The organism is Clostridium sp. CM027, from assembly GCF_024730565.1.
Classification (GTDB): Bacteria; Bacillota; Clostridia; order Clostridiales; family Clostridiaceae; genus Clostridium_AD; species Clostridium_AD estertheticum_B.
The window spans coordinates 584,803-610,084 of the sequence record NZ_CP077725.1 but is presented as its reverse complement, the minus strand read 5'-3'; the positions used below and the strand labels follow the sequence as shown (position 1 = coordinate 610,084).

Here is a 25,282-nt window from a genome sequence, read left to right as displayed (position 1 = left end):
AAATTAGTTAAGTAATAAATTATAGTATTCCATTAAGTTATATTACATTAATTAAATACCTAAGTCAACGCTATTAGTCGTTAAAAGAAGAAAAAAAGCAAATTACGCTCATTTTGCGGTTTTTTAACTATCTTATACTAATGGATTTAAACCTGCTATGCAATTTACTACAGAATAAAAATACCTCCTAAGAAGGAGGTATTAAAATGCTTCTATGCAATATTTTCTAATAATTTTCTTACCATCTTCACTTTTAAAATACTGAAAAAGATCCTTTAAACTGTCTTCTTTCTCTTTAGAATAATACATTTTTATTGGAATCCTTAGAAAGTAAAGTTCATTTTGTAAATTTGATTTAGTAATTTCAATACCATTTAATTTTAAAAATTTACTTTCTTTATTATACCACTGTCCAGGTATAAATCCTATAGAATTTTTATTCTGAGCAACAAAATTCTTCATCTCTTCTACACTTGATACATATTGAGTGCTATTACCCATTTGTTCTTTTACAGGAGTATCCATTATCCTTATGTTAAATCCCTGCTGGGCTGTATTTAACATATTTTTATATGCTACAGGTACTATTGTTTTTGATTCACCATTTAATTTTCCCCAGTTTACTATATTTCCAGTATATATTTTTTTTAATTCCTGAGTTCCCACACCATCCACTTTATTGCTAGCGTTAACAATAATCCCTATTCCATCACAAGCTAGCATGTCAGCTTCAATCTCCTTCTTATCTGGCTGAACATATCCAATTAAAACATCCCCTTCAGAATTATCTAATTTATTAAAAGCACTTTCTTTCTCAGCAGATTCCACAGTAACTGCATGCTCATTATTTAAATTATAATCACGTGCTAAATCATTTACCAAAGGAAAAACTGTGTCTTCACAAATTATTTTAATGCTTTTGGACTTTTTTTCTTTGAATTCTGCACCTTTTTTACACCCTGTACTTAGCATTATCATACTAACGCAAAAAAATATAAAAAAATTTTTTAGTTTTTTTTTCTTCATAATCACAACTCCACTACAATATTTTAAATTTGTATTTATTGTAGTTTTTGTATTTTATCTAAAAACTATTCGTTTAAATTAATTTTTTCACCAGTAACTAGATAAATTGTCCATTCACATATGTTTGTTGTATGGTCAGCAATTCTTTCTAGCCACTTACAAATGAATATAAATTGAGTAGCTTGATTTACTGTATTTTGATCTTTAATCATTAATTGTAGTAGTTCTCTAAATACTTCCTTATATATAGTATCTACCTCATCATCCCTTTTGCAAACTGCATAAGCCTTTTTAACATCTCCTGCCACATAGGCATCCAAGGCATCTCTTATCATAAGCACTACTATTTCAGCCATTTTAGGTATACTTACTAGTTGCTTTACATACTTTTCATCTTTTAATCTTAATGTGATTTTAGCAACATCAACGGCATAATCAGCCATTCTCTCAAGGTCCGTTACTATTTTTGTCATAGTGAAAATATTTCTTAAATCTATTGCTAAAGGCTGCTGCATAGCGATTAATTTTATTGCTTTATCTTCTATTTCTCGCTCCATTTCATCAACTATGTCATCATTCTTCATTATTTTTTTAGCTTTTTCGGTGTTTTGAGTAACTAAGGCATCGATGCAGTCATAAATTTGTTTTTCTACTATGCTTCCCATTCTAATTAAATCATTATGAAGCTCTTGAAGATTCGCTTCAAATACTTTTCTTGCCATTAAATCACCTTCCTTATTATATTTTAGCCAAATCTTCCTGTAATATAATCCTCTGTTCTTTTATCTCGAGGTTTGTAAAAAATCTCCTCTGTTTTTCCATTCTCAATGATTTCTCCATTTAAGAAAAATGCTGTATAATCAGAAATCCTACCTGCTTGCTGCATATTATGCGTAACAATTATAACTGTATACTTTTTTTTGAGAACATCCATTAATTCTTCAACCTTTAAAGTTGAAATAGGGTCTAATGCTGAAGTTGGTTCATCCATCAGTAAAACCTCAGGTTCTACTGCCAAAGTTCTAGCTATGCATAAACGTTGCTGTTGTCCACCAGATAATCCTAGCGCACTCTTTTTAAGCCTATCTTTTACTTCATTCCAAAGTGCAGCTCCCTTTAAACTATTCTCTACAACTTCATCAAGTTGTTTCTTATTAGTTAGACCATGAATTCTGGGTCCATAAGCCACATTATCGTATATTGACATAGGGAAAGGATTAGGCTTTTGGAATACCATTCCTATTTTCTTTCTTAAATCTATAACATCATAATCTGGATTGTATATATTTTTATTTTCGTATAATACTTCTCCATCTATTTTAACAGAATCTATTAAATCATTCATTCTGTTTATAGTACGTAAAAATGTCGATTTACCACAACCTGATGGTCCTATAAGTGCAGTAACAGAATTTTTTTCTATATTAATGTTTACATTTTTCAGTGCTTGAACGTTGCCATAATATAGATTTAGATTCTTTGCTATAACAATTCCCATATTATACCCTCCTTATTTACTTCCTGTATGAGATTCATACAATTTTTTCCCAATTACCCTTGCAGATACATTAAATATAAGCACTGCAATTATTAAAACTGCTGAAGCTCCATTTGCTATCTTAGTAGCATCAGGTACCATCCCTTCAGAATTCAACTTCCATATATATACAGATAAGGTTTCAGCGGGCCTTAATAAACTATAAGCTGAAGCTTTACTAGTTAAACTTAAATTAGTAAAATTCAAAGTTGGTGCACTCATACCTGCAGTATATAGTAATGCCGCTGCTTCTCCAAATATTCTTCCCGCTGCCAGTATAACACCCGTTAGAATTTGAGGCATTGCAGATGGCAATATAACATTTTTAATAGTCTGCCATCTAGTTGCACCTAATCCTAAGCTTGCTTCTTTAACACCAGACGAAGCGGCTTTAATAGCATTTTCACTAACTCTAGTAAGTCCAGGTAAATTTATTATAGTTATAGCTAATGCTCCAGCAATAAGAGAATATCCCCATCCTGTCATATTAACAAACACTAAAAGTCCAAATAGACCAACTACTATAGACGGTAGAGATGCCATAGTCTCAATACTCAATCTAATAATATTTAATAGCTTGCCTTCTTTTGCGTACTCAGCTAAATATATTCCAGCCCCTACACCTAGTGGCACTGTGATTATAAGTGTTACTACAAGCAGATGTAACGAATTATATAATTGACGTCCAATCCCTCCACCGGCTTCACCAATTTGGGGTTCTCCAAATATAAATTTTAAATTTAATGATTGCCTTCCATTATATAGTATATATCCTATGAGGCTTACGAGTAAAAGAATTACTAAAGCAGAAATTATATATAAAACTATGGTTGCTATTTTATCTTTAACTTTAGAACTCATTATACCTCACCTCTTCTTCCAAGTTTTCTAATTATAAGTATAAATACAAAGGATATTATTAGTAATAATAATGCCATTGACCATAACGCATCATTCCAAGCTGTACCATAGATTGTATTTGCCATATCCATAGTAAGTATGCTTGTTAATGTAGATGTGGTTCCGAGTAACCCCTTAGGGAATGCTACTGAGTTTCCTATAACCATTTGCACTGCTAATGCTTCTCCAAATGCTCTTGAAACTCCGAGTACTATACCTGTTAATATTCCACTTTTAGATGCAGGAATAATCACCTTAATTATAGTTTGCCATCTAGTTGCTCCAAGTCCATAAGATGCCTCTATATAATCTTTGGGTATGGTTTTTATAGCATCAGACGCAATACTTGTGATTGTTGGCAAAATCATTACGCTTATAACTAATACTCCTGCGAGTAAACTAAAACCAATTCCTCCGAACCAAAGCTTAATAATAGGCACTAAAACACTTACACCTATCCAACCATAAACAACTGAAGGTATTCCCACAAATAACTCTATGGCAGGTTGAAGAACTTTTGTGCCAAGTTTTGGTGATACTACATTCATAAACACTGCTAAAGCTACCCCTATCGGTGCACTTACTAGCACTGCAAGGAAAGACACTGCTGAAGACCCAAGAATAAATATCAAAGTTCCAAATTGAGGAGATAAAGATTCTCCCCCCACCTCTGGATTCCACTCTCCAGAGAATATAAAATGAAATATTGAGTATCCGTGCTTTATAAAGGTATTTAATCCTTTAGTCGTTAGGAAAAATATGATTGAAAAAGTAAGAATAACTATAACAGCACCACAAAATGTTGCAAATCCACGTCCTAAATATTCATTCTTTAGTTTTAAAAATATTTTTTTCATAGCATTTTTTTTCATATCATTGTACCTCAAAAAAATTATTTTAACGATATTCCAGAAGGAAAGTCCCCCTACCTTCTATAATTGTGGACTTACTACCCTAACAAAAATGAAACTTCGGCGAGGTTATAAATCTCCTTCTGAAGTCGTTAATATTGTAGAACCGAAAGTGATAATTTAATGCAAAATAAGACCGGTTTTACCCAGCCTTTAGAGAATATTAATCTCTTTTAGCCTTCATATCTGCCATTGGAATATACCCTAATTTTGTTATCCCTGCCTTCATTTCATCACTTACCATATAATCCAAGTATGCTTTTGTTATTCCTGTAGGTTCACCTTTGGTATACATATGTTCATATGCCCAAATTTTATATTTATCTGTGCTTATGTTCTCTGCATTTGCAGAAACACCATTAATTTTCAGTACGGTTAAACCCTCTTTATTAGCCTCATCAGCGAAGTATGATAATGCTAAGTAACTTATTGCCCCATCTGTTTGTTTAACTGCTTGTTTAACAGCTCCGCTCGAATCTTGAGTTAAACCAGCGACTTCTTCCTTTTTATCCAGACCAAATTCTTTAAATGTTACTCTAGTTCCTGAAGATTTTGGTCTATTTATAACAGTGATTTTCATGTCAGCTCCGCCAACTTCTTTCCAGTTTTTTATCTTACCTGTAAATATATCTATTAATTGAGCCTTTGTTAAAGATTCAACTTTAGATTTTTGATTTGTTACTGCTGCAATTCCTATAACACATACCTTATTGTCTTTTAATTTAGTTGCGTCAATTCCTTCTTTATCTTTTGCATAAATATCTGAATTTCCTATTTCTACACTACCTTCTAATACTAATTTAAGTCCAGTACCACTACCGCCACCTTGAACATTTACAGTTGCTCCTGGGTTTTTATCTAAAAAACTCTTAGCACCTAATTCAGCTAAAGGCTGAAGTGATGTTGATCCTGCTGCTGTTATTGTACCTGATAACTCATTTTTTTTAGTCTCAGTTTTAGGTGCAGTTTTACTTGAACAACCCGTGGAAATTCCTGCTGTCATTGCAACTGCTAGTGCAGCGACCATTAATTTTAAGTTTTTTCTTTTCATTGATAATTCCCCCGTTCATTTATTTAGATTGTTTTATTAGCTACTCATTACACTTATAATATTATACCCCGAAAGTTAACTTTGTATTAAGGCAAAGTTAACTAAAGTTTAGCTAATGTTAATTAAACTTTACAATGATAAAAATAAAGCTATCACGTTAATAACGCGATAGCTTTATTTTTATTTAGCGTACGGAATTTCAACTATAAATTTACTGCCTGATCCTAGCTGACTTTCCACATATATTTTTCCATTTAATTTAAGTACTATATGCTTAACAATAGCAAGTCCTAATCCAGTGCCACCTTTTGATCTTAAACGAGCCTTATCCACTCTGTAAAATCTCTCAAATATACGTGGAATTTGTTCTTTGTCTATTCCAACCCCAGTGTCCTTAACCCATAGCATGCATCTATCATCCTTGCTCTCCATTCCAATGCAAACACTATCTCCAGTTTCTGAGTAGTTTATTGCATTATCTACTAAGTTAATTAACATTTGTTTAAACCTATCAGCGTCACCTATCACTTCTTTTACATTTCGCTGATCAACCTTTAACTTGATTCCTTTTAATTCTGCTATGTTTTTCATTAAGTTGTAGACATTTTCTACAATTTTATTAATATTAATTTTTTCATTTTTAACTTCCTTTTGTTGTTCTATATGTGAAAGTGTTAAAATATCTGTACTTAATCTAGTTAATCTTTCAGCTTCTTCATTGATTATATTTAAAAATTTTTCCTTTGTGTCAGCATCATCAACATATTTTAGAGTTTCTGCAAACCCTTTAATAGAGGTTAAAGGCGTTTTAAGCTCATGAGAAACATTAGCAACAAATTGTGTTCTCATATTTTCCAATTTTTTCACTTCTGTAATATCTTGAACAACTGCCACAGTGCCTATATGTTCGCTTCTGTTAATTATATCTGTAGTTTTTATTCTAAGTTCTCTTTCTTGTGGCCAAACTATCTTTATTTCCTTATAATCATTATCACTTTGGTGGAAGATATTTTCTAATTCAAAATCCCTTATATTATCCAGAAGATTCTGCCCTATAATATCTTTAGTGATTCCAAATGTTTTTTTAGCATATGGATTAATCATTATCACTTTATTTTTTCTATCTACAGCAATGACTCCACTATCCATACTTTGCAAAATAGCCTCAAGCCTGTTTTGCTTATCGGTAACTTCATTCAATGTAGACTCTAGTTTATCCGCCATCTCATTAAAATTCTTAGCTAGTTGTCCTATTTCACCATCTGATAATACTCTAGCTCTTCTATGAAATTCGCCCTTACTAATTCTTGAAGTAATAAAAATCAAGTCGGTAATTGGTTTTACTATAATATATGATAGTTTTAGAGAAAACCAAATTGACATTATTGCTGAAAAAATTATGGCTAAGATGTAAAGCTTAAAATATTTACTGCCTAATCCATTTACAATTTCAAGAGGCATAGAACTTCTAATAATAAACCCATCACCAAAAGTGGTTGCAAAATACATCATATTCCGATCAGTAGATTTACTATATCTCACTGTAAATCCACTGCCGCTTTTTCTTGCGTCTTTTATTTCTTGCCTATCATTATGATCATCCATAGTTTCCCCGCTTATATTTGAATCATAAATAACTTTACCATTTTTATCAACATAGGTAACTCTTAGCTGCGAACTTTCTAAGTTCTCCATAAAAAATTTCTGAGGGTCTCTTAAATTATTACTTTGCAATAATCTAATAATCATATTGTTATTAATTTGAAGCTTCCCTTTTAGATTTTGCTGATATTCATAATTAAAAATAGACGTGAATAATGCAGTTACTACCACAAATATAAAAATCACAGTGCTTAACAAATATATAAGTAATTTTTTTTTCATAATTACTCTCCAAAATTAAATCTATATCCTATGCCCCTAATAGTCTGGATATACATTGGATTTTTATCATCTTCTTCAATTTTTTGCCTTAAATGTCTTATGTGAACGTCAACAGTTCTTGTTTCTCCTAAGTATTCATAACCCCATATTTTATCTAATAAAAAGTCTCTAGTCATAACTCTTCCTTTATTCTTTATCAAAATTTCCAATAGTTCGAATTCCTTTAATGTCAAATCAATTTTGATTTCACCTTTAATAACCTCGTGCTTACCAAAATCAATAGTCAAATTTCCAACACTAAAAGACTTTTCAGCTACTTGCATATTGGTTCTTCTAAGCATGGCTTTGATTCTTGCTACTAGCTCCCTTACTGAGAATGGCTTTGTAATATAATCGTCTGCCCCTAACTCTAGCCCTATTATTTTATCTATTTCTTCTGCTTTTGCTGTTATCATTATTATTGACATATTTGACATAGATGAATCTTTTCTAATTTCCTTACAAACATCTAGGCCATCCATTCCAGGTAACATTAAATCTAGTAACATCAATTGCGGCAATTGTTCTTTAGCAAGTTTTATAGCATCTATACCATTATTAGCACACATAACTTTATAACCATTCTTCTCCAAATTAAATTTAATTAACTCTTGTATATGTTCCTCATCATCAACCACTAATATTTTTTCTTCAGCCATGTTAATCCCTCCATATTTCAGCGTTAGTTTATTGTTTTAAATAAACAATAATACATTTTCTTTTGTTTATTATTACTAGCCTTAATATTACTCTAAATATCCTCACTAGTAAACTGTTCTATTACTTACCTGATAGTTTCATATCATCAGCCTCTAATATATTTAGCTGCTACGTCATAATTTTCTCGTAGTTTTTCAAAAAAAAATTATAAAAAAAATGCCTAAGGGCATTTTCATTCCTTAGACATTAATTTCCTTATCTCTTCCATGAATGTATTAATATCTTTGAATTGCCTATAAACTGAAGCAAACCTCACATAAGATACCTCATCTACATTTTTTAATATGCTCATAATGATTTCTCCTATATAATCTGATTTCACTTCTGTAAGCATTTCATTGTTTAACTGTTTTTCTACTTCATCACAAATAGCTTCTATTTGTTTTCTTGACACCGGCCTCTTTTGGCATGCCTTCATAAGGCCATTTAATATTTTCGTTCTGTCAAAATATTCTCTATTAGAATCCTTCTTTATTACTAAAATAGGTACATCTTCCACTTTTTCATATGTAGTATATCTCTTAAAACAACTTAGGCACTCTCTTCTTCTTCTAGTTGCAATATTCTCATCTGTTGATCTAGAATCAACTACTTTACTTTCTTCACAGCTGCAATATGGACATTTCAATGGCCTTCACGTCCTTTTCATAGTATAGTTAGCAAATATACTAACATTATACACTTTTTCCTATTCGTTTTCTATATTTACATCACTACCATCTACAAGAATAACATCTACCCCAATTTTCTTTACTTTTTCCCAAGGTATCTCAACACTATTATTTTTATTGAACCAAGATGACTTTTGGGTTGGCATTAGGATTGAAATAATTCTATAGTCTTCACAATCAACTTTTAAATCTTTGATATATCCCATTTTTGAGCCTGAACTTATATCTATAATTTCCATCTGTCTTAAATTATTTATTGCAAACATTAAACTTTCCATTTTGTTCACCCCCAATAAGTTTTCATAAACCCTTTTTTTAAACCAGCTAGTCACTACTCTAGTCTATTTTTAGAGGCCTAGCACTTTATATTATTTATATTCATAAGTTATTAAAAATATTATTTATAATTAGAACATTTCTTTATTTGTTTCATTTTGCTTAATATTTAATCTTCAAATAATAACTTTTAAAATCGGTTTCTAAAATAAAATTATAAAAAGGGTCCTACTTGCGGCTCCTATACCATTTTATTTATTTCTTTTTGTAATCTTTTTATTATTCTTTTTTCAAGCCTTGAGATATAAGATTGTGATATTCCAAGTATATCAGCCACTTCTTTTTGTGTTTTTTCTATGGTTCCATTTAAGCCAAATCTTAATTGAACAATTTCTTTTTCTCTTGAATTTAAACGTTGCATAGCAAGCCAAAGCAATTGTTTATCTACATCTTCTTCAATAATATTATAAACCACATCGTTGTCCGTTCCAATAATGTCTGAGAGCAGCAATTCATTACCGTCCCAATCAACATTTAGAGGCTCATAAAGAGAAATTTCTGTTTTAATTTTACTATTTCGCCTAAGATACATTAAAATTTCATTCTCTATACATCTTGAAGCATATGTAGCTAGCTTAATGTTCTTTTCAGGATCAAAAGTATTAACTGCTTTTATAAGCCCTATGGTTCCTACAGAAATTAAATCTTCAACATTTAAGCCTGTATTCTCAAACTTCCTTGCTATATATACTACCAGTCTTAAATTTCTTTCAATTAAGGTAGCTCTCACCTGCTTATCACCTGTATCTAATTTAACTACTAACTCATACTCTTCATCCTTAGTTAAAGGAGGTGGCAATGCATCGTTCCCTCCTATATAAAACAAATTGTTTGAAAATATTTTGAATTTAGCAAATAACTTGTTTAACATCACTTTAAAATTGAACATAATTTCCTCCCCATCTATATTATTAGCACATAGCGATCATTTCCTATTAAATCATCTAACTGAGTATCCCTCTAGACATAAGAGCGTTATAGTCATTATCTTTGCTTAATTTATACTCACAAAATGCTATAATTACATCTCTTGTTTCAACATTCTTTTTATCAATATGAATATTAATATACTGTGGTTTAAACCCTATAAGCCTTCCATTAGTGCCATTCACTACATTATAAGGAATAAAGTAAGTGTTGTTTCTTTCTAACAAAATTTCGCTTAAAATATCCCGTTCAACAATTAATACTGGTAAGTTGGTAGCAGGTTCACGAAGCTCATTTCCAGTATCTAAAAATGCCTTAATAGTTTTTTTATAGCTTTTATTTATTATATCAACAGTGTATATAAGTGTTGATATTTTTTTTCTATCTCCAATAAAAATCATGATCCTGTATATCAATATATAAATTATCATTACTGAAAGCATTAATTTTTCGTAAGGAAAATTTATTATGATTATATCAAATGACATATTTTTACTATTGTTCATTTGTATAAATAAACACATTCCAGCTAAAAGTATTGAATATAATATAAATATTAAAGAAGCCTTAATATTGAATAAAATGTTTTTTTCTCTAAAAACAATTAAAATCATCGCGACTGGTACTAATATTTTAAAAGGCAAATATGTCAAGTATCTAAGCTTTGGATAGACTACTGTTAATACATATAAGCTGCCTATAAAACTTGAAAGACACATCCATATAAGATTTACTCTTTTTCTTAATGTTTGAACTGTAATATGCAATATGAATAGATTAACTATAAAATTCACTAATATAAGGACATCTATATATACTATCACTTGCTCTTCCTCCTTTAAAATTATTATATAACTTATGCAATCAAAATTTTGTCATTTTTTACAATATTTTTTTATTTTTATTCTTCTATAAATCACCATTTTTTCCCATATTGTGTTAGGAAATACAAAGTAAAAAAAAGGACCATTCCTTATTAATTCACCACGTTAACTAGCCCCTCTAAAACGACTTAAGTTAACTTAGTGAATTTGCATAGAGATTATGTCCTATTAGCAATTAAAATTGCCCTAAACGCAAATAAAGTGCCAAAAGGCACTTTACTATTTATTACTTGCTTTGTCTTCTTAAAAAAGCTGGAATTTCTAAATCAGAATCTCCATACTCTTTAGTATATGCAACTTCTTCAATAGGATTAACTGGTTCTTTTACTTTAGGCTTTGGGACAGTTTTATTTTGCACAACTTTGTCACTTTCAAAACCAGTTGCAATAACTGTTATTCTTATTTCATCTTTTAGGTCTTCATCTATAACTGCACCAAATATAATATTAGCGTCTGGGTCAGCTGCACCTTGTACAATTTCCGCAGCCTCATTTATTTCAAGTAAACCTAAGTCCATTCCACCAGTAATATTTAAAAGTACACCTGTAGCACCGACTATAGAAGTTTCTAGTAACGGGCTTGAAATAGCTTGTTTTGCTGCCTCTTGAGATCTATTATCACCAGAGGCTCTACCAACACCCATATGTGCAAGACCTTTAGCAAGCATAATTGTTCTCACATCTGCAAAATCTAAATTTACAAGACCGGGTATAGTAATCAAATCAGATATACCTTGTATACCTTGTCTTAAAACATCATCTGCCATTTTGAAAGAGTCCATCAATGTAGTTTTTTTATCTACCATTGTTAATAATCTTTCATTTGGAATTGTTACTAAAGTATCAACTACTTCTTTAAGCGTTTTTATTCCGATTTCAGCATTAATCATTCTTTTTCTGCCTTCAAAAGGGAATGGTTTTGTTACAACTCCTACAGTAAGTATTCCCATGGATTTAGCGATTTCTGCAACTACAGGTGCAGCTCCAGTACCTGTACCGCCTCCCATACCTGCAGTAATAAATACCATATCCGCTCCTTTTATTGCTTGAGAAATTTCTTCTTTACTTTCTTCTGCCGCTTTCATACCTATTTCTGGATTAGCGCCTGCTCCTAGCCCCTTAGTTAACTTATCACCAATTTGAATTTTTTGAACTGCATGAGAAAGAATTAAAGCTTGTTTATCGGTATTTATCGCTATAAACTCCACGTTTTTGAGTCCCTCTATAATCATTCTGTTTATAGCATTGTTTCCTCCGCCTCCACACCCAATTACTTTAATTTGAGCAAATTCTTGAACATCAACATCAAAATCTAGCACAACACTACCTCCTCTTTAGAAAAAATCTGCAAAAAAACCTTTTATTTTTGATGCAAATCCATTTTCTACTTTTATATTTTTGTTTTTTGACCATTTGTTATCATATGAATGTTCATCTGATTCTTCCAATGAACTATTACTAGTTTTAATATTATTAACAGCTTGAAGCACTATACCTACTGCTGTAACATATATAGGGCTAGCTGCTCCTACATACTCTGGTGAACCGATTCTCACTGACTTATCGAGTATAACTTTACTGAGTTCATTAGTGCCTCTTAATAAAGCTATACCTCCACCAACTATTACTACTCCAGAAGTTTCATTATAAAATCCACTATTTACTAGGTTTCTTTTAATCAAATGTAATAACTCATCTACTCTAGCATAAATTATATCAACTAATAAATTATTATCAATTTCCATTAAATTATCATAAGAATCTTTGACTCTAATTTTCTCAACGTTTTCTCCATTTTCTTTAATTAAGCTTCCATATTTAAGCTTTAATCTTTCACCTTCGCTAAAAGGAACTTTAAGACAAACCGAGATATCGTTGGTTATGTTATCTCCACCTAATTGAATAATAGAAGTATGTTTTAATTTTCCACTCTTGTAAATAGAAATATCAATAGTTTGTGCTCCAACATCAACTAGTGCTATTCCCATGTCCTTTTCTTCTTTTCGTAATACAGCCTCTGATATAGCTGATGGTTGAAGTACTATCCCATTAACTTTAATTCCAGCTCGCTTCACACTTTTTAATAAATTACTAACTACTGTGGATTGTGCCATGACTACTTGTCCTTCAACTTCTAGCCTTATACCACTCATTCCTCTAGGGTCTTTGATATTATCATATCCATCAACAATATATTGTTCGGGCTCAACACCTACTATTTCTTTATCGGGCGGAACTGAGATGAGTTTAGCTGCCTCAATTACCCTGTCCACGTCGCTCTGCTTTATTTCTCTGTCTTCAGAAGATATCGCAATCATACCTGTATTTCTTACTAGTTCACAAATTCCTCCAGGTAAAGATATATACCCTTCATTGATTTGTGTATCTGTCATACGCTCTAATTGTGTAATACATTTTTTTATAGCTTCCGCTGTACTATCAATATCTATTACAACTGATTTATTTAAACCACTACATACAACTGATGTAATGCCTATAATCTGAAGTTTTCCATTACTACTGATTTTACCAACTGATCCACATATTTTTGATGATCCTAAATCAATCCCTACTATTTGTTCATTCATTAAGTTTATCCCCCCTCATAAGAGAAACCTTAAGTGTATATATTCAACAAAAAGATAAATTTTCCTCTTAATTTAAATGATTTTTTTAAATATTTATTATAAATTTAAATATAATCAAAATTAATTTCATTTTATTGTATATTTGCAGATATATATAACCTTAATTTCAAATTAGTAAATACATTATATTATGATGTTAAAAAGCTAACTTGTCCTTCTAGACTAATTATAATAGCAAAATATAGAAAAAGCAATATCATATGGTTAAGTAAATCAACCAAATAGTATATAAATTGGTTAATTTTACATTAAATTAAAAATAAAGCTGAAAGCTATAATTTATCTATGCTTTTAGCTTGTTTTTTAATTATTTACTAAAGCGATAGCATTCTTACAATCATTTCATTGTCAACTGAGTAATTAATTGCTTCCTCTTTAGATATAACACCTTTTTTATATAACTCTGCAATTGACATATCCATAGTTTTCATACCATATTTCCCGCCAGTTTGAACACAAGATTGTAATTGATGTGTCTTGCCTTCGCGGATAAGATTTTGAATTGCTGGAGTTGATATCATTACCTCAAGCGCTGCTACTCTCCCTCTTCCACTTATCTTAGGTATTAATTGTTGAGAAACTATTCCCTGCATTACCGCTGATAATTGAACTTTAATTTGTTGCTGCTGATATGGAGGAAATACATCAACTATTCTATCTACTGTTTTTGCTGCACCTATAGTATGTAAAGTAGAGAAAACCAAATGTCCAGTTTCAGCTGCAGTAATAGCAATAGAAATCGTTTCAAGATCTCGCATTTCACCTACTAATATAACATCTGGATCCTCTCTAAGAATAGCCCTTAATGCATTTTTATAATTTTTACTGTCTTTTCCGATTTCTCTTTGATTAATAATGGATTTGTTATGTTTGTGTAAATATTCAATAGGGTCCTCGAGTGTTATAATATTACATGCTCTAGTAGAATTAATTTCATTAACCATAGCAGCGAGAGTTGTACTTTTACCACTACCTGTAGGCCCTGTCACTAAAACTAGCCCTCTTTGTTTTGTGGTAAGAACCCTAACAACCTCTGGAAGCTCAAGCTGTTTAATAGTAGGTATTTTTAATGCAACTACTCTAATAGCTATAGTATCGCTTCCCCTATGTTTATAAACATTAACCCTAAATCTTCCAAGTCCGTAAATAAAGTAAGACGTATCGATTTCTCCATTTTGACAATATTTTTCATAAGAATTTTCTAAAATTTCTCTTGAGTATTTTTCAGTGTCTGCTGGAGTTAATTTATCTTTTCCTGTTTGTATTAAATTACCATCGACTCTAATGATTGGCACTGAGTCCACTGTAAGGTGCAAATCTGATGCATTTTGTTCTGTTGTCTTTTTTAGTAATTCACTAAGAGGTATCATTATTGGTCCTCCTGTTCTTTTAATGAAGCTTCCAAATATATATGCCAAATTGAGTTCTAAATTTTAGAATCTTCTTGTCACTTAAAATTTTTGCTCCATTTTCATCACCTAACTGCAGAAATTTTATTTTCTCAGATAAATAATTTAAATACATTCTTTCCCGAAATATTTTGTATCTTTAATGAAAATCGTTAAGATGCTTTATTTGACTAACGGTGTACATTTTATAATTATACCATAGTTGTTACAATTTATTAGAACTATTCAACCTATTTTTACTAGTACTATTTAATTCCTTATTAAGCTTCTTTAATGCCCTCTTTTCAATTCTAGAAACATAGGACCTTGAAATCCCTAAGATCAATGCAATTTCTCTTTGAGTTCTAGGGTTACCATCAAGTAATCCATATCGCATTTGAATTATTGTTTTTTCTCTATCCATTAAAGCTACGTTTATCTTATTATAAAGCTTTTTAATTTGTATTTTACTTTCTACTATATCAATAATAGAATCTTCATCGCTGCTTAACACATCCATAAGTGATATCTCATTACCCTCTTTATCAATACCAATAGGGTCTTGCAGGTAAACCTCCCCTTTTGTTTTCTTATTATTGCGAATAAGCATAAGTATCTCGTTTTCTATGCACCTTGCAGCATAGGTGGCAAGCCTTGTTCCCTTACTTATATCAAAGGAATCAATGGCTTTAATAAGACCTACAGTTCCAATAGAAATCAGGTCATCTACATCCTTTCCTGGATAGGAATATTTTTTTACTATATGTGCAACTAGTCTTAGATTTCGTTCAACTAATACACCTTTAGCTAGTAACTCGCCGTCCTTTAACTTTTTTAAATAGGATTTCTCCTCTTCTTCACTTAATGGTTGAGGGAATGAACTACTTCCAGTTATATAAGCCGTCAAAAGTGTAACATTTCCAATCATATCTAATAAACAATTTATGAAAAACACAGATGTTCCTCCTAATAGAGCTTATAATATAATATGATTTATTTTACTAAAAGTGCCTGTACATGGAAATTTATTTTATTATTTTATAAATTTCTTTAGCTAATAACTTTCCTTCCGAAGTCTTTAATGCAGCCTCACAGGAGATGTTTTAATGGCGTTAACTACTTTTTTAAATATCGGAGCCGCTGTACCTCCACCTTCTTCATCTGCTACACCTTTTACATTACTCATCTCAATATTATTTACATATACAACCATGGAATAATTTTTCCCGTTTAAATTGAAAAAGCCAACAAACCATCCATCGGAACACTTCTGACTTTCTTTTTTCCCATTTACTAATTTATTTACATAGTATGTAGTAGTGCCCGTTTTCCCACCTATATCCATGCCTTTAATTGAAGCCTGGGTTCCTGTGCCTTTGTTTACTACATCCATCATATGAAGTTTCACAGCTTCTGCAGTTTCTCTTTTTAATATGGTCGTATTTTTAGGGGTAATTTCCCCTAGAATTTTATTATCGTCATTTACGTATGCATCTATTATGCTTGGCTGAACATACACTCCATTATTTATAATAGTATTAGGAATACTCATGGCTTCTAGCGGCGTTATTCTAACATTCTGACCAATAGCTGTTTGACTTGTATCACCATCCGTAGGGTGTAATAAATCCGCCATGTCAAACTTACCACTGGCCTCTTGATGAATATTTAATACTTTATGTAACATCCCTTGTTTCTCTGCATAATCATATATATTTTTAAAACCTATTTTCCAACCTAGTTGAGCAAATATGTTATTAGAAGATTTGGCTAGCGCCTCTGCAACTGTAAATGTTTCTCCCTTAAAAGGCTCTTCTAGAAATATTTTAGGACTTACTGTATATTTTTTATAGTTATCTATTTTGTTCGTGTCTAAACCAGCTTCATCCACAATAACTTTAAAAATCGATCCCGGCAAAGCTCCATTAGTACTTGGATATCCTAAGTTCGCATTATAAGCGTTATCATCCTTTTGTACCATCGCCCTTATCTTTCCATTATTGCTCTCCATTACTACAACACCAATTTGACTATACTTTTTGTAGATTCCCTCATGAATAACAGCACAGGCTTTATCTTGGATTTCTTTATCTAAGGTAAGTCTTACATTAACATTGTTTTTAGGATTAATAATTTTGCCCGCAGCTATTTCGCCATTTACCCCTTTAGCAAATCTAATTTTTGTATAATCATTATTTTTAGTTTTATTGTAAATTTCCATTTCCAAAGAATCAGTACCTTTGAATACATAATCACTAACGACTTTTTTAGATACAGGATCAACGTATTCTTTATTGTATTTCGGGTCTATCAATACATTTTCAATTTTCCAATTCCTATCCTTGATCACTTCATTAGCTACATAGGTATAAAATCCTTTTACTTTTTTAATATCTTTAAGTTTATTATAAGTCACTTCATCAATTTTATATCTTATTTTCTCTCCATTACCATTACCTTTTATTTTTTCTAAATCATAGCCTTTATCATAGTTTCTTAAAGTAATAGTTAATGCTTGCATGTCATATTTGCTAGTATATTCATTAAATCTCAAATAATCGACAGGATCAATAATCGCATAGTAACTCACAGCATAATTCAAAAGATCTCGCCCATTACAGTCAGTTAAACTATATAGCGACCCATATTGTTCATCTATTGTATATTGTGAATTAAACATAGTTTTCAAGGGTTCAGATTTAAAATACATGTAATTCATGATTCTCCAAATTAAAAAACAAAATAATACCGTAAACACACCCATTACCGTCCAAGTTCTTTTTTTAATTTCACTTCTTTGATTTGAGTAACCAAAGATATTATTTCTACTACTCATAAAAAAACACCTCACCTAGGCTAATTCTCGCCTAGATTGAGATGTTTTATACTTCAAATATGTTATTTTTTCTTTTGCTGTTTCTGCAGTATTTGGCTTATATTAGCTGTAATTATATCTATAGCTACCTTATTATGTCCGCCTTCAGGTATAATAATGTCAGCGTGTCTTTTGGTAGGTTCAATAAATTGTTCGTGCATTGGTTTAACAACATTTAAATATTGATTTATAACAGAATCTGTTGTTCTACCTCTCTCGGTAATATCTCTTGTAAGTCTTCGTATAAACCTAACATCTGCATCTGTGTCTACATATATTTTAATATCCAGCATGTCACGAAGAACCTTTTCCTGGAGTACAAGAATTCCTTCAAATATAATAATTTCCTTTGGCTGCACGGAAACTGTTTCTTCTATTCTATTATGCATTTCAAAATTATATATAGGCTTTTCAATAACCTTTCCTTCTAAAAGAAGGTTTAGGTGTCTCACTAATAGTGAAGTATCAAAAGCATCCGGATGATCATAATTTGTTTTTATTCTTTCTTCAAAAGAAAGATTACTCTGATCCTTATAATAAGAATCTTGTGCAATCATTGTAATACATGTCTCATCAAAATGTTTATAAATTTCTCTCGCTATAGTGCTTTTTCCTGAACCCGTTCCTCCGGTTATCCCTATTAAAACCGGGCGATACATTATTCTTTCTCCTTAGATTTGATAAGTATATCATTCTCATGTAGTTTTTCTTTAACATTTACAGTGAATAACATCTGGGCACTTGGTGCAGCAGCTATGCTTTCGCCCTTAGAATTTCTCATATCATTAAGCACAATTAAAACATTATCTCCTACAGGCCTTAATACTTCAACAGTATCACCCTGGAATACTTTATTCCTTTGTTCCACTAATGCAATATTATTTTCCGAATGGTATTCGCGTACAATTCCAACTATATCGTAATCTCTAATATATGAAGAGGATTCATGTATCTGTTTATTGGGATCTCCAAAGTAGAACCCAGTATAATATTGTCTGTGACTCGGTTTCAAGAGGTTATCCATCCATTTTTTTTGAAATTTATAATTTACTGAATCCTTCATATATGTATCCAAAGCTTCTCTATAGGATTTACATACAGAAGCAACATAATATGAGCTTTTCATTCTTCCTTCTATTTTAAATGACGTTATCCCTGATTCTACAAGTTCCGGTATATGTTCTATCATGCATAAGTCCTTTGAATTCATTATGTAAGTGCCTTTATCATCTTCTATTATAGGAAAGTACTCACCATCTCTTTTTTCTTCCGTTAAGAAATATTTATATCTACATGGCTGGGCGCATTGTCCACGATTTGCATCTCTTCCCGTCATATAATTTGACATAAGACATCTTCCCGAATATGCCATACACATAGATCCATGGACAAAAGCTTCAAGTTCACAACTATCCGGCAACTTTGCTCTAATTTCTTTAATTTCACCTAGAGACAATTCTCTTGCAAGAACAATTCTTTTGACCCCTTGCTTATGCCAAAAAATAGCTGATTTGTAGTTTACATTGTTAGATTGGGTACTCAAATGAATTTCTAAATTTGGTACAACTTCTCTAGCCGTCATAATAATTCCTGGGTCAGAAACAATAATAGCATCTGCACCTAGTTCATATATTTCTTTTAGATAACCTTCTAGGCCTTCTAAATCGTCATTATGAGGAAATACATTTAATGTAACATATACTCTTTTACCTTTGGAATGTGCAAAGTCTATACCTTCTTTTAATTGAACATTGCTAAAATTATCCGCAAAAGCTCTTAAATTCAATTTACTTCCGCCTAAATAAACTGCGTCTGCTCCAAAATTTATAGCTGCTTTTAATTTCTCCAAATTACCTGCCGGTGCTAATATTTCTGGTTTCATTAGTTTCATGCCTCCTTACTTCCCCCTGCAAACTTTCTTACTGTAACTGAGATACCATCACCCATTGGTATTACAGAAGTTACAAGGTTATCATTATTAGATACTAGTTCTAAATAGCTTTTCATACGTTTTATTATAGTGATTTTTCTACGTGTTGCGAGTTCTTTCGATGCAACCATTCCTCGAAAAAGTACATTATCAGCAATAAGAACTCCCTCTCTTTTTAAGAGTCTCAAGCAGTGAGGAAGAAAATGATTATAGTGACCTTTACCTGCATCCATAAAAATCATATCATATTCATCTTGGAGACTTTCTAAAATCTCTAAACAATCTCCTTTTAGAACAGTAATTTTATTCTGCATTCCGTATTTTATTATATTCGCATTTGCAATTTCTATCATTTTTTCATCTCTTTCAATAGTCGTAATTTCACTTAACCCACCGGAAGTTAAATTCATTAAAATAGAAGAATATCCTATAGCCGTGCCCAGCTCTAAAATTTTTTTAGGTCTATTTATAGTTATCATTAATTCCAAAAATTTAGCAGTTTCTTTTTGAACTATAGGGACTCTATTCTCGAGAGCAAATTTCTCTAGCTCATCTAAAATACCAACATTACTTGGAATGAGATCTCTTAAATATTGTTCCATATAATCATATGTTATCCCACTCATTTAATTTCCTCCAAAATTCATTAATGCACATAAAAACAAATAACAAGTCAACGATATAATTATACTGACTTGTTATTTATTCTCATGTGACTAACACTAACTAAAATCCTTGTGTTACATCTTTGACCTTTAAAAATTCATTATAGTCATCTGTAAAAAAATGCTTTCCATCATTACTTAAAACAAAGTATAAATAATTTGTTTTAGTAGGAGATAAGGCTGCTTTAATAGATTCTTTTCCTGGGTTACATATTGGACCTACAGGAAGTCCTGTCACCTTGTAGGTATTATAAGGTGACTTAACCTCTAAATCTTTATTGTATAATTTTTCCTTATGTTTACCTAAAGAATATAAAACAGTTGCACAAGATTGTAACTTCATGTCTTTTTTTAGCCTATTATAAAAAACTGATGCCACTTTAGCTTTTTCATTTTTATCACTAGTTTCTCTTTCAACAATTGATGCCATTATTATTATATCATCTAATTTCTTCATCTCTATAGGCGTTTCTTTATTTATTTCATTTATAGTACTATAAAACTTATCCACCATTAATTTTATTATTGCATTTCCACTCATACCGGCTTTAAGATCATATGTAGATGGAAAAAGAAAACCTTCCAAATTAAATTTTCGGTTTTCTTTTTCCGTAATATAAGTAGGCAGCTTGTAAGTTTTACAGCTATCAATAAATTTTTCTTTGTTTATTATGCCTTTTTCTTGTAGCATATTTGCAATACTATTTATATCAAATCCCTCAGGTATTGTTACTTTAATAATGTCTTTTTCATTTCCTACAGTTGATAAAATTTTTATAAACTCCACAACTGTAACATCCTTTGGTATCAAGAACTTTCCTGTATGAACATTAGATTTTATTTTGTTTGATTTGATATAAAATTTTATAATACTTGCATTTTTTATAGCACCAATTTGGTTTAAATCATCTAGTACACTATACAAAGCGTCTCCATTTTTCACATTAACATAGATATCTTTATTAGTTTTAATAGGATGCTGTATTATCTTTTTATACTGAAAATTACCAGCTAATACGCAAACTATTAAAACCATAATTAATAGCACTATCTTTTTCATTAAACCACCCCATAATTTATGCTATTTGCTTTTTTTGCTAGTTGCTCTTTTTCTTTCTCCTGAATCTAATATTCTTTTTCTCATTCTGATATTTAGAGGAGTAATTTCAACTAACTCATCAACAGCTATAAATTCTAAGCATTGTTCTAGTGTCATTTGTTTTACTGGAACTAGTTTTGGTGATTCATCTGCTCCTGAAGATCTCGTATTTGTTAATTGTTTCTTTCTACAAATATTTATCTCCATATCTCCAGCTCTTGCACATTCTCCTGCAATCATTCCTGCATATACAGGCACTCCTGGTTCTAGGAAAAGAGTACCACGATCCTGAGCATTAAATAATCCGTAAGTAATTGATTCTCCTGTTTCAAATACAATTAAAGAACCTCTACTTCTATCTGGTATTTCACCTCTGTATTTATCGTAACCATCTAGAACGTGATTCATTATACCATTACCCTTGGTATCAGTCATAAGTTCACTTCTAAATCCAATTAATCCTCTTGATGGTATTTTAAATTCTAATCTAGTGTATCCATTTATAGCTGAAGTCATATTTACCATTTCTGCTTTTCTAGGTCCCATTTTCTCCATTACTACGCCCATAAATTCTTCTGGTACGTCAATTGTAAGGTACTCAATTGGCTCTGTTTTATGGCCATTTTCTTCTTTAAATATAACATTTGCTTTTGACACTTGGAATTCATATCCTTCACGTCTCATAGTTTCAATTAGAACTGAAAGATGAAGTTCTCCTCTTCCACTTACTTCAAAACCATCATCAATTTCTTTTACTCTTAAACTAACATTGGTTTCAAGCTCTTTGATAAGTCTATCTCTTATGTGTCTTGATGTAACATAAGTTCCTTCTTTTCCTGCAAAAGGAGAATTATTAACCATGAAATTCATAGTTAGTGTAGGCTCATCAATTTCAACGAATGGAAGAGCTTCTGGTTCATTAATATCAGCTATTGTCTCTCCGATGTTAATGTCTGGAATACCAGAAACTGCTACTATATCACCAAGCATTGCTTCTTCAGTTTCTTCTCTTTTAAGACCTTTGTAAACAAAAAGAGCTGAAACTTTAACATTGTTTATTGTGCCATCTTTTCTTATAAGTGCGATAGGTTGATTTCTTTTGATTGATCCTCTTTCGATCTTTCCTATTCCAATCTTACCAACATACTCATTATAATCAATAGTTGAAATAAGCAATTGAAGTGGCATATCTAAATATCCTTCTGGTGCCTTTACATTCTTTACTATAGAATCAAATAATGGTTCCATGTTGTCACTTACATCATCAACATTTAATTTAGCAAATCCTTCTCTAGCAGAAGCATATACCACTGCAAAATCTAATTGTTCATCATCCGCTCCAAGTTCAACAAATAGGTCAAAGACTTCATCAAGAACATGTGTAGGACGACCATCTTTTCTATCAATTTTGTTTATAACAACGATTGGCTTAAGGTTTAATTCTAATGCCTTTTTTAAAACGAATTTAGTTTGTGGCATTGGACCTTCATATGCATCAACTACAAGAAGTACGCTATCAACCATTTTAAGTACTCGTTCAACCTCTCCACCGAAGTCAGCGTGGCCAGGAGTATCAACTATATTTATTTTAATTCCATTATGCATTATTGCAGTATTTTTAGAAAGAATTGTTATTCCTCTTTCTTTTTCTAAATCGTTAGAGTCCATTACTCTTTCTTGCACTTTTTCGTTTTCTCTAAAAACATGGCTTTGTTTAAGTAAACAATCCACTAGTGTTGTCTTACCGTGATCTACGTGAGCAATTATTGCTATATTTCTAACATCATTTCTTGTAAATAAATTCATATTAATCCTCCAATTTTTTTTCGTAAGTTAAACATATTACACAAACAAAAATTGGATACGTCTTTAAGTACCCAACTTTCGCATTTACTATACTTATTTTAATGTTATCTTGCAAAAAAGTCAACTATGTATAGCATTCATTATTAAAAAAATGATACATTTACTTAAATTACATCATTTACTTGGTTTTTTCATCACATCATCCCACATAAATACAAATGCTTCCTCTGTAGGATTTATCGTTTACATTATTTGCAAATACACTTGTCACAAACACCATAGAATTTCAAACTATGATCTTCAATCTTAAAGTTATATTTTTTTTCAACAATAGTCTCTAATTCCTCTAGTAAATCTCCCTGCACCTCTAATACTTTACCACAGCGATTACATATTAGGTGATGATGTTGATGTCTCTCATTCTCATGGTTAAGTTCATATCTACTACAGCCATCATCTAAATCAAACTTTCGAATTACACCCATTTCTTCTAAAAGTTGAACTGTTCTATAAATTGTAGCAAGACCTATTTCTGGACAGTCAGATTTAACCAAGTCATATAGTTCTTCCGCAGTAAGATGGCTACCTTCACTCTTAATTATCCCATTTAAAATAGCCCTTCTCTGCGGAGTAAGCTTATAGCCCTCTTGTTTTAGAGTTTCTTTTAAACTCTCAACGCTCTCTGGAGATACCTTTGACATATATATACCCCTTTTCTACAAACATCATTTGACTCATAGATAAAATTATATTAAGTATACTTTTATTTTAATCCTTTATTATAATATTGTCAATTGATAATCATTTAGTTTTAAGAAAATAGGTTAATTAGTTTGAAAATATATTAAAATGTCTTAATTTAGAATCTTTTTGCTTAAATACTATTATAGTTCTCCTGAAGAAATTGCGTCATACGCCTCTGAAATCATTTCAAACTCTTCATCATCATCTATTGTAACTAAAATATCCTCACCCTCTGCGTCCTTATCTATTCTTAGTGCAATTGCATCAATATCTTCTTCACCAGTTGGCGCAACTATAACATATTCCTTATCTTTAATGTCCAATTTCGTTAGTACGTCAAATTCTATTTCTTTACCCTCTTCATCATATAATAATACGGTTTCAACATTGTTATCCATTTTATTTTCTCCTTTCAATTTATGCAATCAATAATATCTTAATACCCGTTGCATATTTTTGTAAATTTCATTTTATAGATGTGTGCCTAAACTATCTAAATATCCTTGTAAAATGAATGTAGCCGCAATTTTATCTACAATCTTTTTTCTTTTTGATCTAGATAAATCGCCCTCGAGCATTACTCTATTAGCAGCTACTGTTGATAATCTTTCATCCCACATTTTCACTTCTAAATTTAATGTTTCTTTAAGCTTTTCACAAAAACGCTGAACCTTTTCCCCTTGTGGTCCTATAGTTCCATTCATATTTTTAGGGAGGCCTGATACAAAACTTTCTACATTGTATTCCTTACATATTTTAGAAAGTTCCTCTATATCTAGAACTATGCTTTTCCTTTTAATTGTTGTAATTCCCTGTGCTGTTAATCCTAACGGATCGCATACAGCTACCCCTATTGTTCTGTCTCCAATATCTAACCCTAATATTCTCATCCAAATGCTCCTTTAATAATAGCCTAGTTAATGTACGCCATTAACTTTAAAAAATAAAATGCCCCCTATGGGCATTTTACTTTTTTATGTCTAGATAAGATTTCAAAACTTCTTCCAATATCTCATCTCTCTCTAGCTTTCTTACCATCGCTCTTGCTCCATTGTAGTTCGTTATATATGTCGGATCTCCTGAAATTAGATATCCTACCATTTGGTTCACTGGGTTATAGCCCTTTTTTATAAGTGAATTATATACGTCAGTCAAAATAGTTTTTGTTAAATCTTTTTTATCTTTTACAAAATCAAATTGGACTGTATTTTGATTATTATCCATTATATACACCCCTTTCCT

Annotated in this window: 26 protein-coding genes; all 26 read right to left on the bottom strand. The window is 31.2% G+C overall.

The genetic code is table 11. The features are described 5' to 3' along the window. Positions 1-201: 201 nt before the first annotated feature. The gene (locus tag KTC92_RS02990; RefSeq protein ID WP_220286568.1) at positions 202-1,026 is read right to left on the bottom strand and encodes a substrate-binding domain-containing protein; all 825 of its coding nucleotides are present in this window, start codon (positions 1,024-1,026) and stop codon (positions 202-204) included. A 65-nt stretch (positions 1,027-1,091) separates the two neighbouring features. Continuing rightward, positions 1,092-1,748 (bottom strand): phosphate signaling complex protein PhoU, encoded by a 657-nt coding sequence (gene phoU, locus KTC92_RS02985; RefSeq protein WP_220286569.1) that lies wholly within the window; start codon positions 1,746-1,748, stop codon positions 1,092-1,094. Between the two features lie 23 nt (positions 1,749-1,771). After that, positions 1,772-2,524, bottom strand: coding sequence for a phosphate ABC transporter ATP-binding protein PstB (gene pstB, locus KTC92_RS02980; protein WP_165413525.1), 753 nt, complete (start codon positions 2,522-2,524; stop codon positions 1,772-1,774). A 12-nt stretch (positions 2,525-2,536) separates the two neighbouring features. Further along, on the bottom strand, positions 2,537-3,424 hold the full coding sequence (gene pstA / locus KTC92_RS02975) for a phosphate ABC transporter permease PstA (RefSeq protein WP_220286570.1): 888 nt from the start codon (positions 3,422-3,424) through the stop codon (positions 2,537-2,539). Next, entirely contained in the window at positions 3,424-4,335 is a 912-nt protein-coding gene (gene pstC, locus KTC92_RS02970) for a phosphate ABC transporter permease subunit PstC (protein WP_220286571.1), read from the bottom strand. The genes pstA and pstC overlap by 1 nt, the downstream gene beginning before the upstream one ends. Positions 4,336-4,537: 202 nt before the next feature. Further along, on the bottom strand, positions 4,538-5,425 hold the full coding sequence (locus KTC92_RS02965; protein ID WP_165413522.1) for a phosphate ABC transporter substrate-binding protein: 888 nt from the start codon (positions 5,423-5,425) through the stop codon (positions 4,538-4,540). 180 nt (positions 5,426-5,605) lie between these two features. Continuing rightward, on the bottom strand, positions 5,606-7,309 hold the full coding sequence (gene pnpS / locus KTC92_RS02960) for a two-component system histidine kinase PnpS (protein ID WP_165412724.1): 1,704 nt from the start codon (positions 7,307-7,309) through the stop codon (positions 5,606-5,608). 2 nt (positions 7,310-7,311) lie between these two features. Continuing rightward, a complete protein-coding gene (locus KTC92_RS02955) occupies positions 7,312-8,007 on the bottom strand; it encodes a response regulator (protein WP_165412725.1) in 696 nt (231 codons plus the stop codon). A 233-nt stretch (positions 8,008-8,240) separates the two neighbouring features. Continuing rightward, positions 8,241-8,696, bottom strand: coding sequence for a transcriptional regulator NrdR (gene nrdR / locus KTC92_RS02950; protein WP_165412726.1), 456 nt, complete (start codon positions 8,694-8,696; stop codon positions 8,241-8,243). A 60-nt stretch (positions 8,697-8,756) separates the two neighbouring features. Next, entirely contained in the window at positions 8,757-9,017 is a 261-nt protein-coding gene (locus KTC92_RS02945; protein WP_165412727.1) for a YlmC/YmxH family sporulation protein, read from the bottom strand. Positions 9,018-9,256: 239 nt separating this feature from the next. Next, entirely contained in the window at positions 9,257-9,964 is a 708-nt protein-coding gene (gene sigE, locus KTC92_RS02940; protein WP_165412728.1) for an RNA polymerase sporulation sigma factor SigE, read from the bottom strand. Positions 9,965-10,019: 55 nt separating this feature from the next. Then, positions 10,020-10,826 (bottom strand): sigma-E processing peptidase SpoIIGA, encoded by an 807-nt coding sequence (gene spoIIGA / locus KTC92_RS02935; protein WP_165412729.1) that lies wholly within the window; start codon positions 10,824-10,826, stop codon positions 10,020-10,022. A gap of 286 nt (positions 10,827-11,112) precedes the next feature. Further along, positions 11,113-12,204: a cell division protein FtsZ gene (ftsZ, locus tag KTC92_RS02930; RefSeq protein ID WP_165412730.1), complete on the bottom strand. Its 1,092-nt coding sequence runs from the start codon at positions 12,202-12,204 to the stop codon at positions 11,113-11,115. Between the two features lie 15 nt (positions 12,205-12,219). Continuing rightward, positions 12,220-13,473, bottom strand: a complete 1,254-nt coding sequence (gene ftsA / locus KTC92_RS02925) for a cell division protein FtsA (protein ID WP_220286572.1) — start codon at positions 13,471-13,473, stop codon at positions 12,220-12,222. A 374-nt stretch (positions 13,474-13,847) separates the two neighbouring features. Continuing rightward, on the bottom strand, positions 13,848-14,903 hold the full coding sequence (locus KTC92_RS02920) for a type IV pilus twitching motility protein PilT (protein ID WP_216302811.1): 1,056 nt from the start codon (positions 14,901-14,903) through the stop codon (positions 13,848-13,850). A gap of 244 nt (positions 14,904-15,147) precedes the next feature. After that, positions 15,148-15,876 carry an RNA polymerase sporulation sigma factor SigK gene (sigK, locus tag KTC92_RS02915; protein WP_216302810.1) on the bottom strand — a complete coding sequence of 243 codons (729 nt, stop codon included), beginning with the start codon at positions 15,874-15,876 and terminating at the stop codon, positions 15,148-15,150. A gap of 123 nt (positions 15,877-15,999) precedes the next feature. Next, positions 16,000-17,757 carry a penicillin-binding transpeptidase domain-containing protein gene (locus KTC92_RS02910; RefSeq protein ID WP_216302809.1) on the bottom strand — a complete coding sequence of 586 codons (1,758 nt, stop codon included), beginning with the start codon at positions 17,755-17,757 and terminating at the stop codon, positions 16,000-16,002. A gap of 62 nt (positions 17,758-17,819) precedes the next feature. Continuing rightward, entirely contained in the window at positions 17,820-18,455 is a 636-nt protein-coding gene (udk, locus tag KTC92_RS02905; RefSeq protein WP_165412735.1) for a uridine kinase, read from the bottom strand. Then, positions 18,455-19,687: a U32 family peptidase gene (locus tag KTC92_RS02900; RefSeq protein WP_216302808.1), complete on the bottom strand. Its 1,233-nt coding sequence runs from the start codon at positions 19,685-19,687 to the stop codon at positions 18,455-18,457. Before KTC92_RS02900 ends, udk begins: the two co-directional genes overlap by 1 nt. Further along, positions 19,684-20,352 (bottom strand): O-methyltransferase, encoded by a 669-nt coding sequence (locus tag KTC92_RS02895; protein WP_216302807.1) that lies wholly within the window; start codon positions 20,350-20,352, stop codon positions 19,684-19,686. The genes KTC92_RS02900 and KTC92_RS02895 overlap by 4 nt, the downstream gene beginning before the upstream one ends. A 100-nt stretch (positions 20,353-20,452) precedes the next feature. Further along, positions 20,453-21,451: an endolytic transglycosylase MltG gene (gene mltG / locus KTC92_RS02890; protein ID WP_216302806.1), complete on the bottom strand. Its 999-nt coding sequence runs from the start codon at positions 21,449-21,451 to the stop codon at positions 20,453-20,455. 21 nt (positions 21,452-21,472) lie between these two features. Next, the gene (typA, locus tag KTC92_RS02885) at positions 21,473-23,296 is read right to left on the bottom strand and encodes a translational GTPase TypA (RefSeq protein ID WP_165412739.1); all 1,824 of its coding nucleotides are present in this window, start codon (positions 23,294-23,296) and stop codon (positions 21,473-21,475) included. Positions 23,297-23,544: 248 nt separating this feature from the next. Further along, complete coding sequence (locus tag KTC92_RS02880; protein WP_165412740.1) at positions 23,545-23,997, bottom strand: Fur family transcriptional regulator; 453 nt, start codon at positions 23,995-23,997, stop codon at positions 23,545-23,547. Between the two features lie 183 nt (positions 23,998-24,180). Further along, positions 24,181-24,438 (bottom strand): DUF1292 domain-containing protein, encoded by a 258-nt coding sequence (locus KTC92_RS02875; protein ID WP_165412741.1) that lies wholly within the window; start codon positions 24,436-24,438, stop codon positions 24,181-24,183. A 72-nt stretch (positions 24,439-24,510) separates the two neighbouring features. Beyond that, positions 24,511-24,930: a Holliday junction resolvase RuvX gene (ruvX, locus tag KTC92_RS02870; protein WP_165412742.1), complete on the bottom strand. Its 420-nt coding sequence runs from the start codon at positions 24,928-24,930 to the stop codon at positions 24,511-24,513. 76 nt (positions 24,931-25,006) lie between these two features. Next, positions 25,007-25,264 carry an IreB family regulatory phosphoprotein gene (locus KTC92_RS02865; protein ID WP_165412743.1) on the bottom strand — a complete coding sequence of 86 codons (258 nt, stop codon included), beginning with the start codon at positions 25,262-25,264 and terminating at the stop codon, positions 25,007-25,009. Between the last annotated feature and the right edge of the window lie 18 nt (positions 25,265-25,282).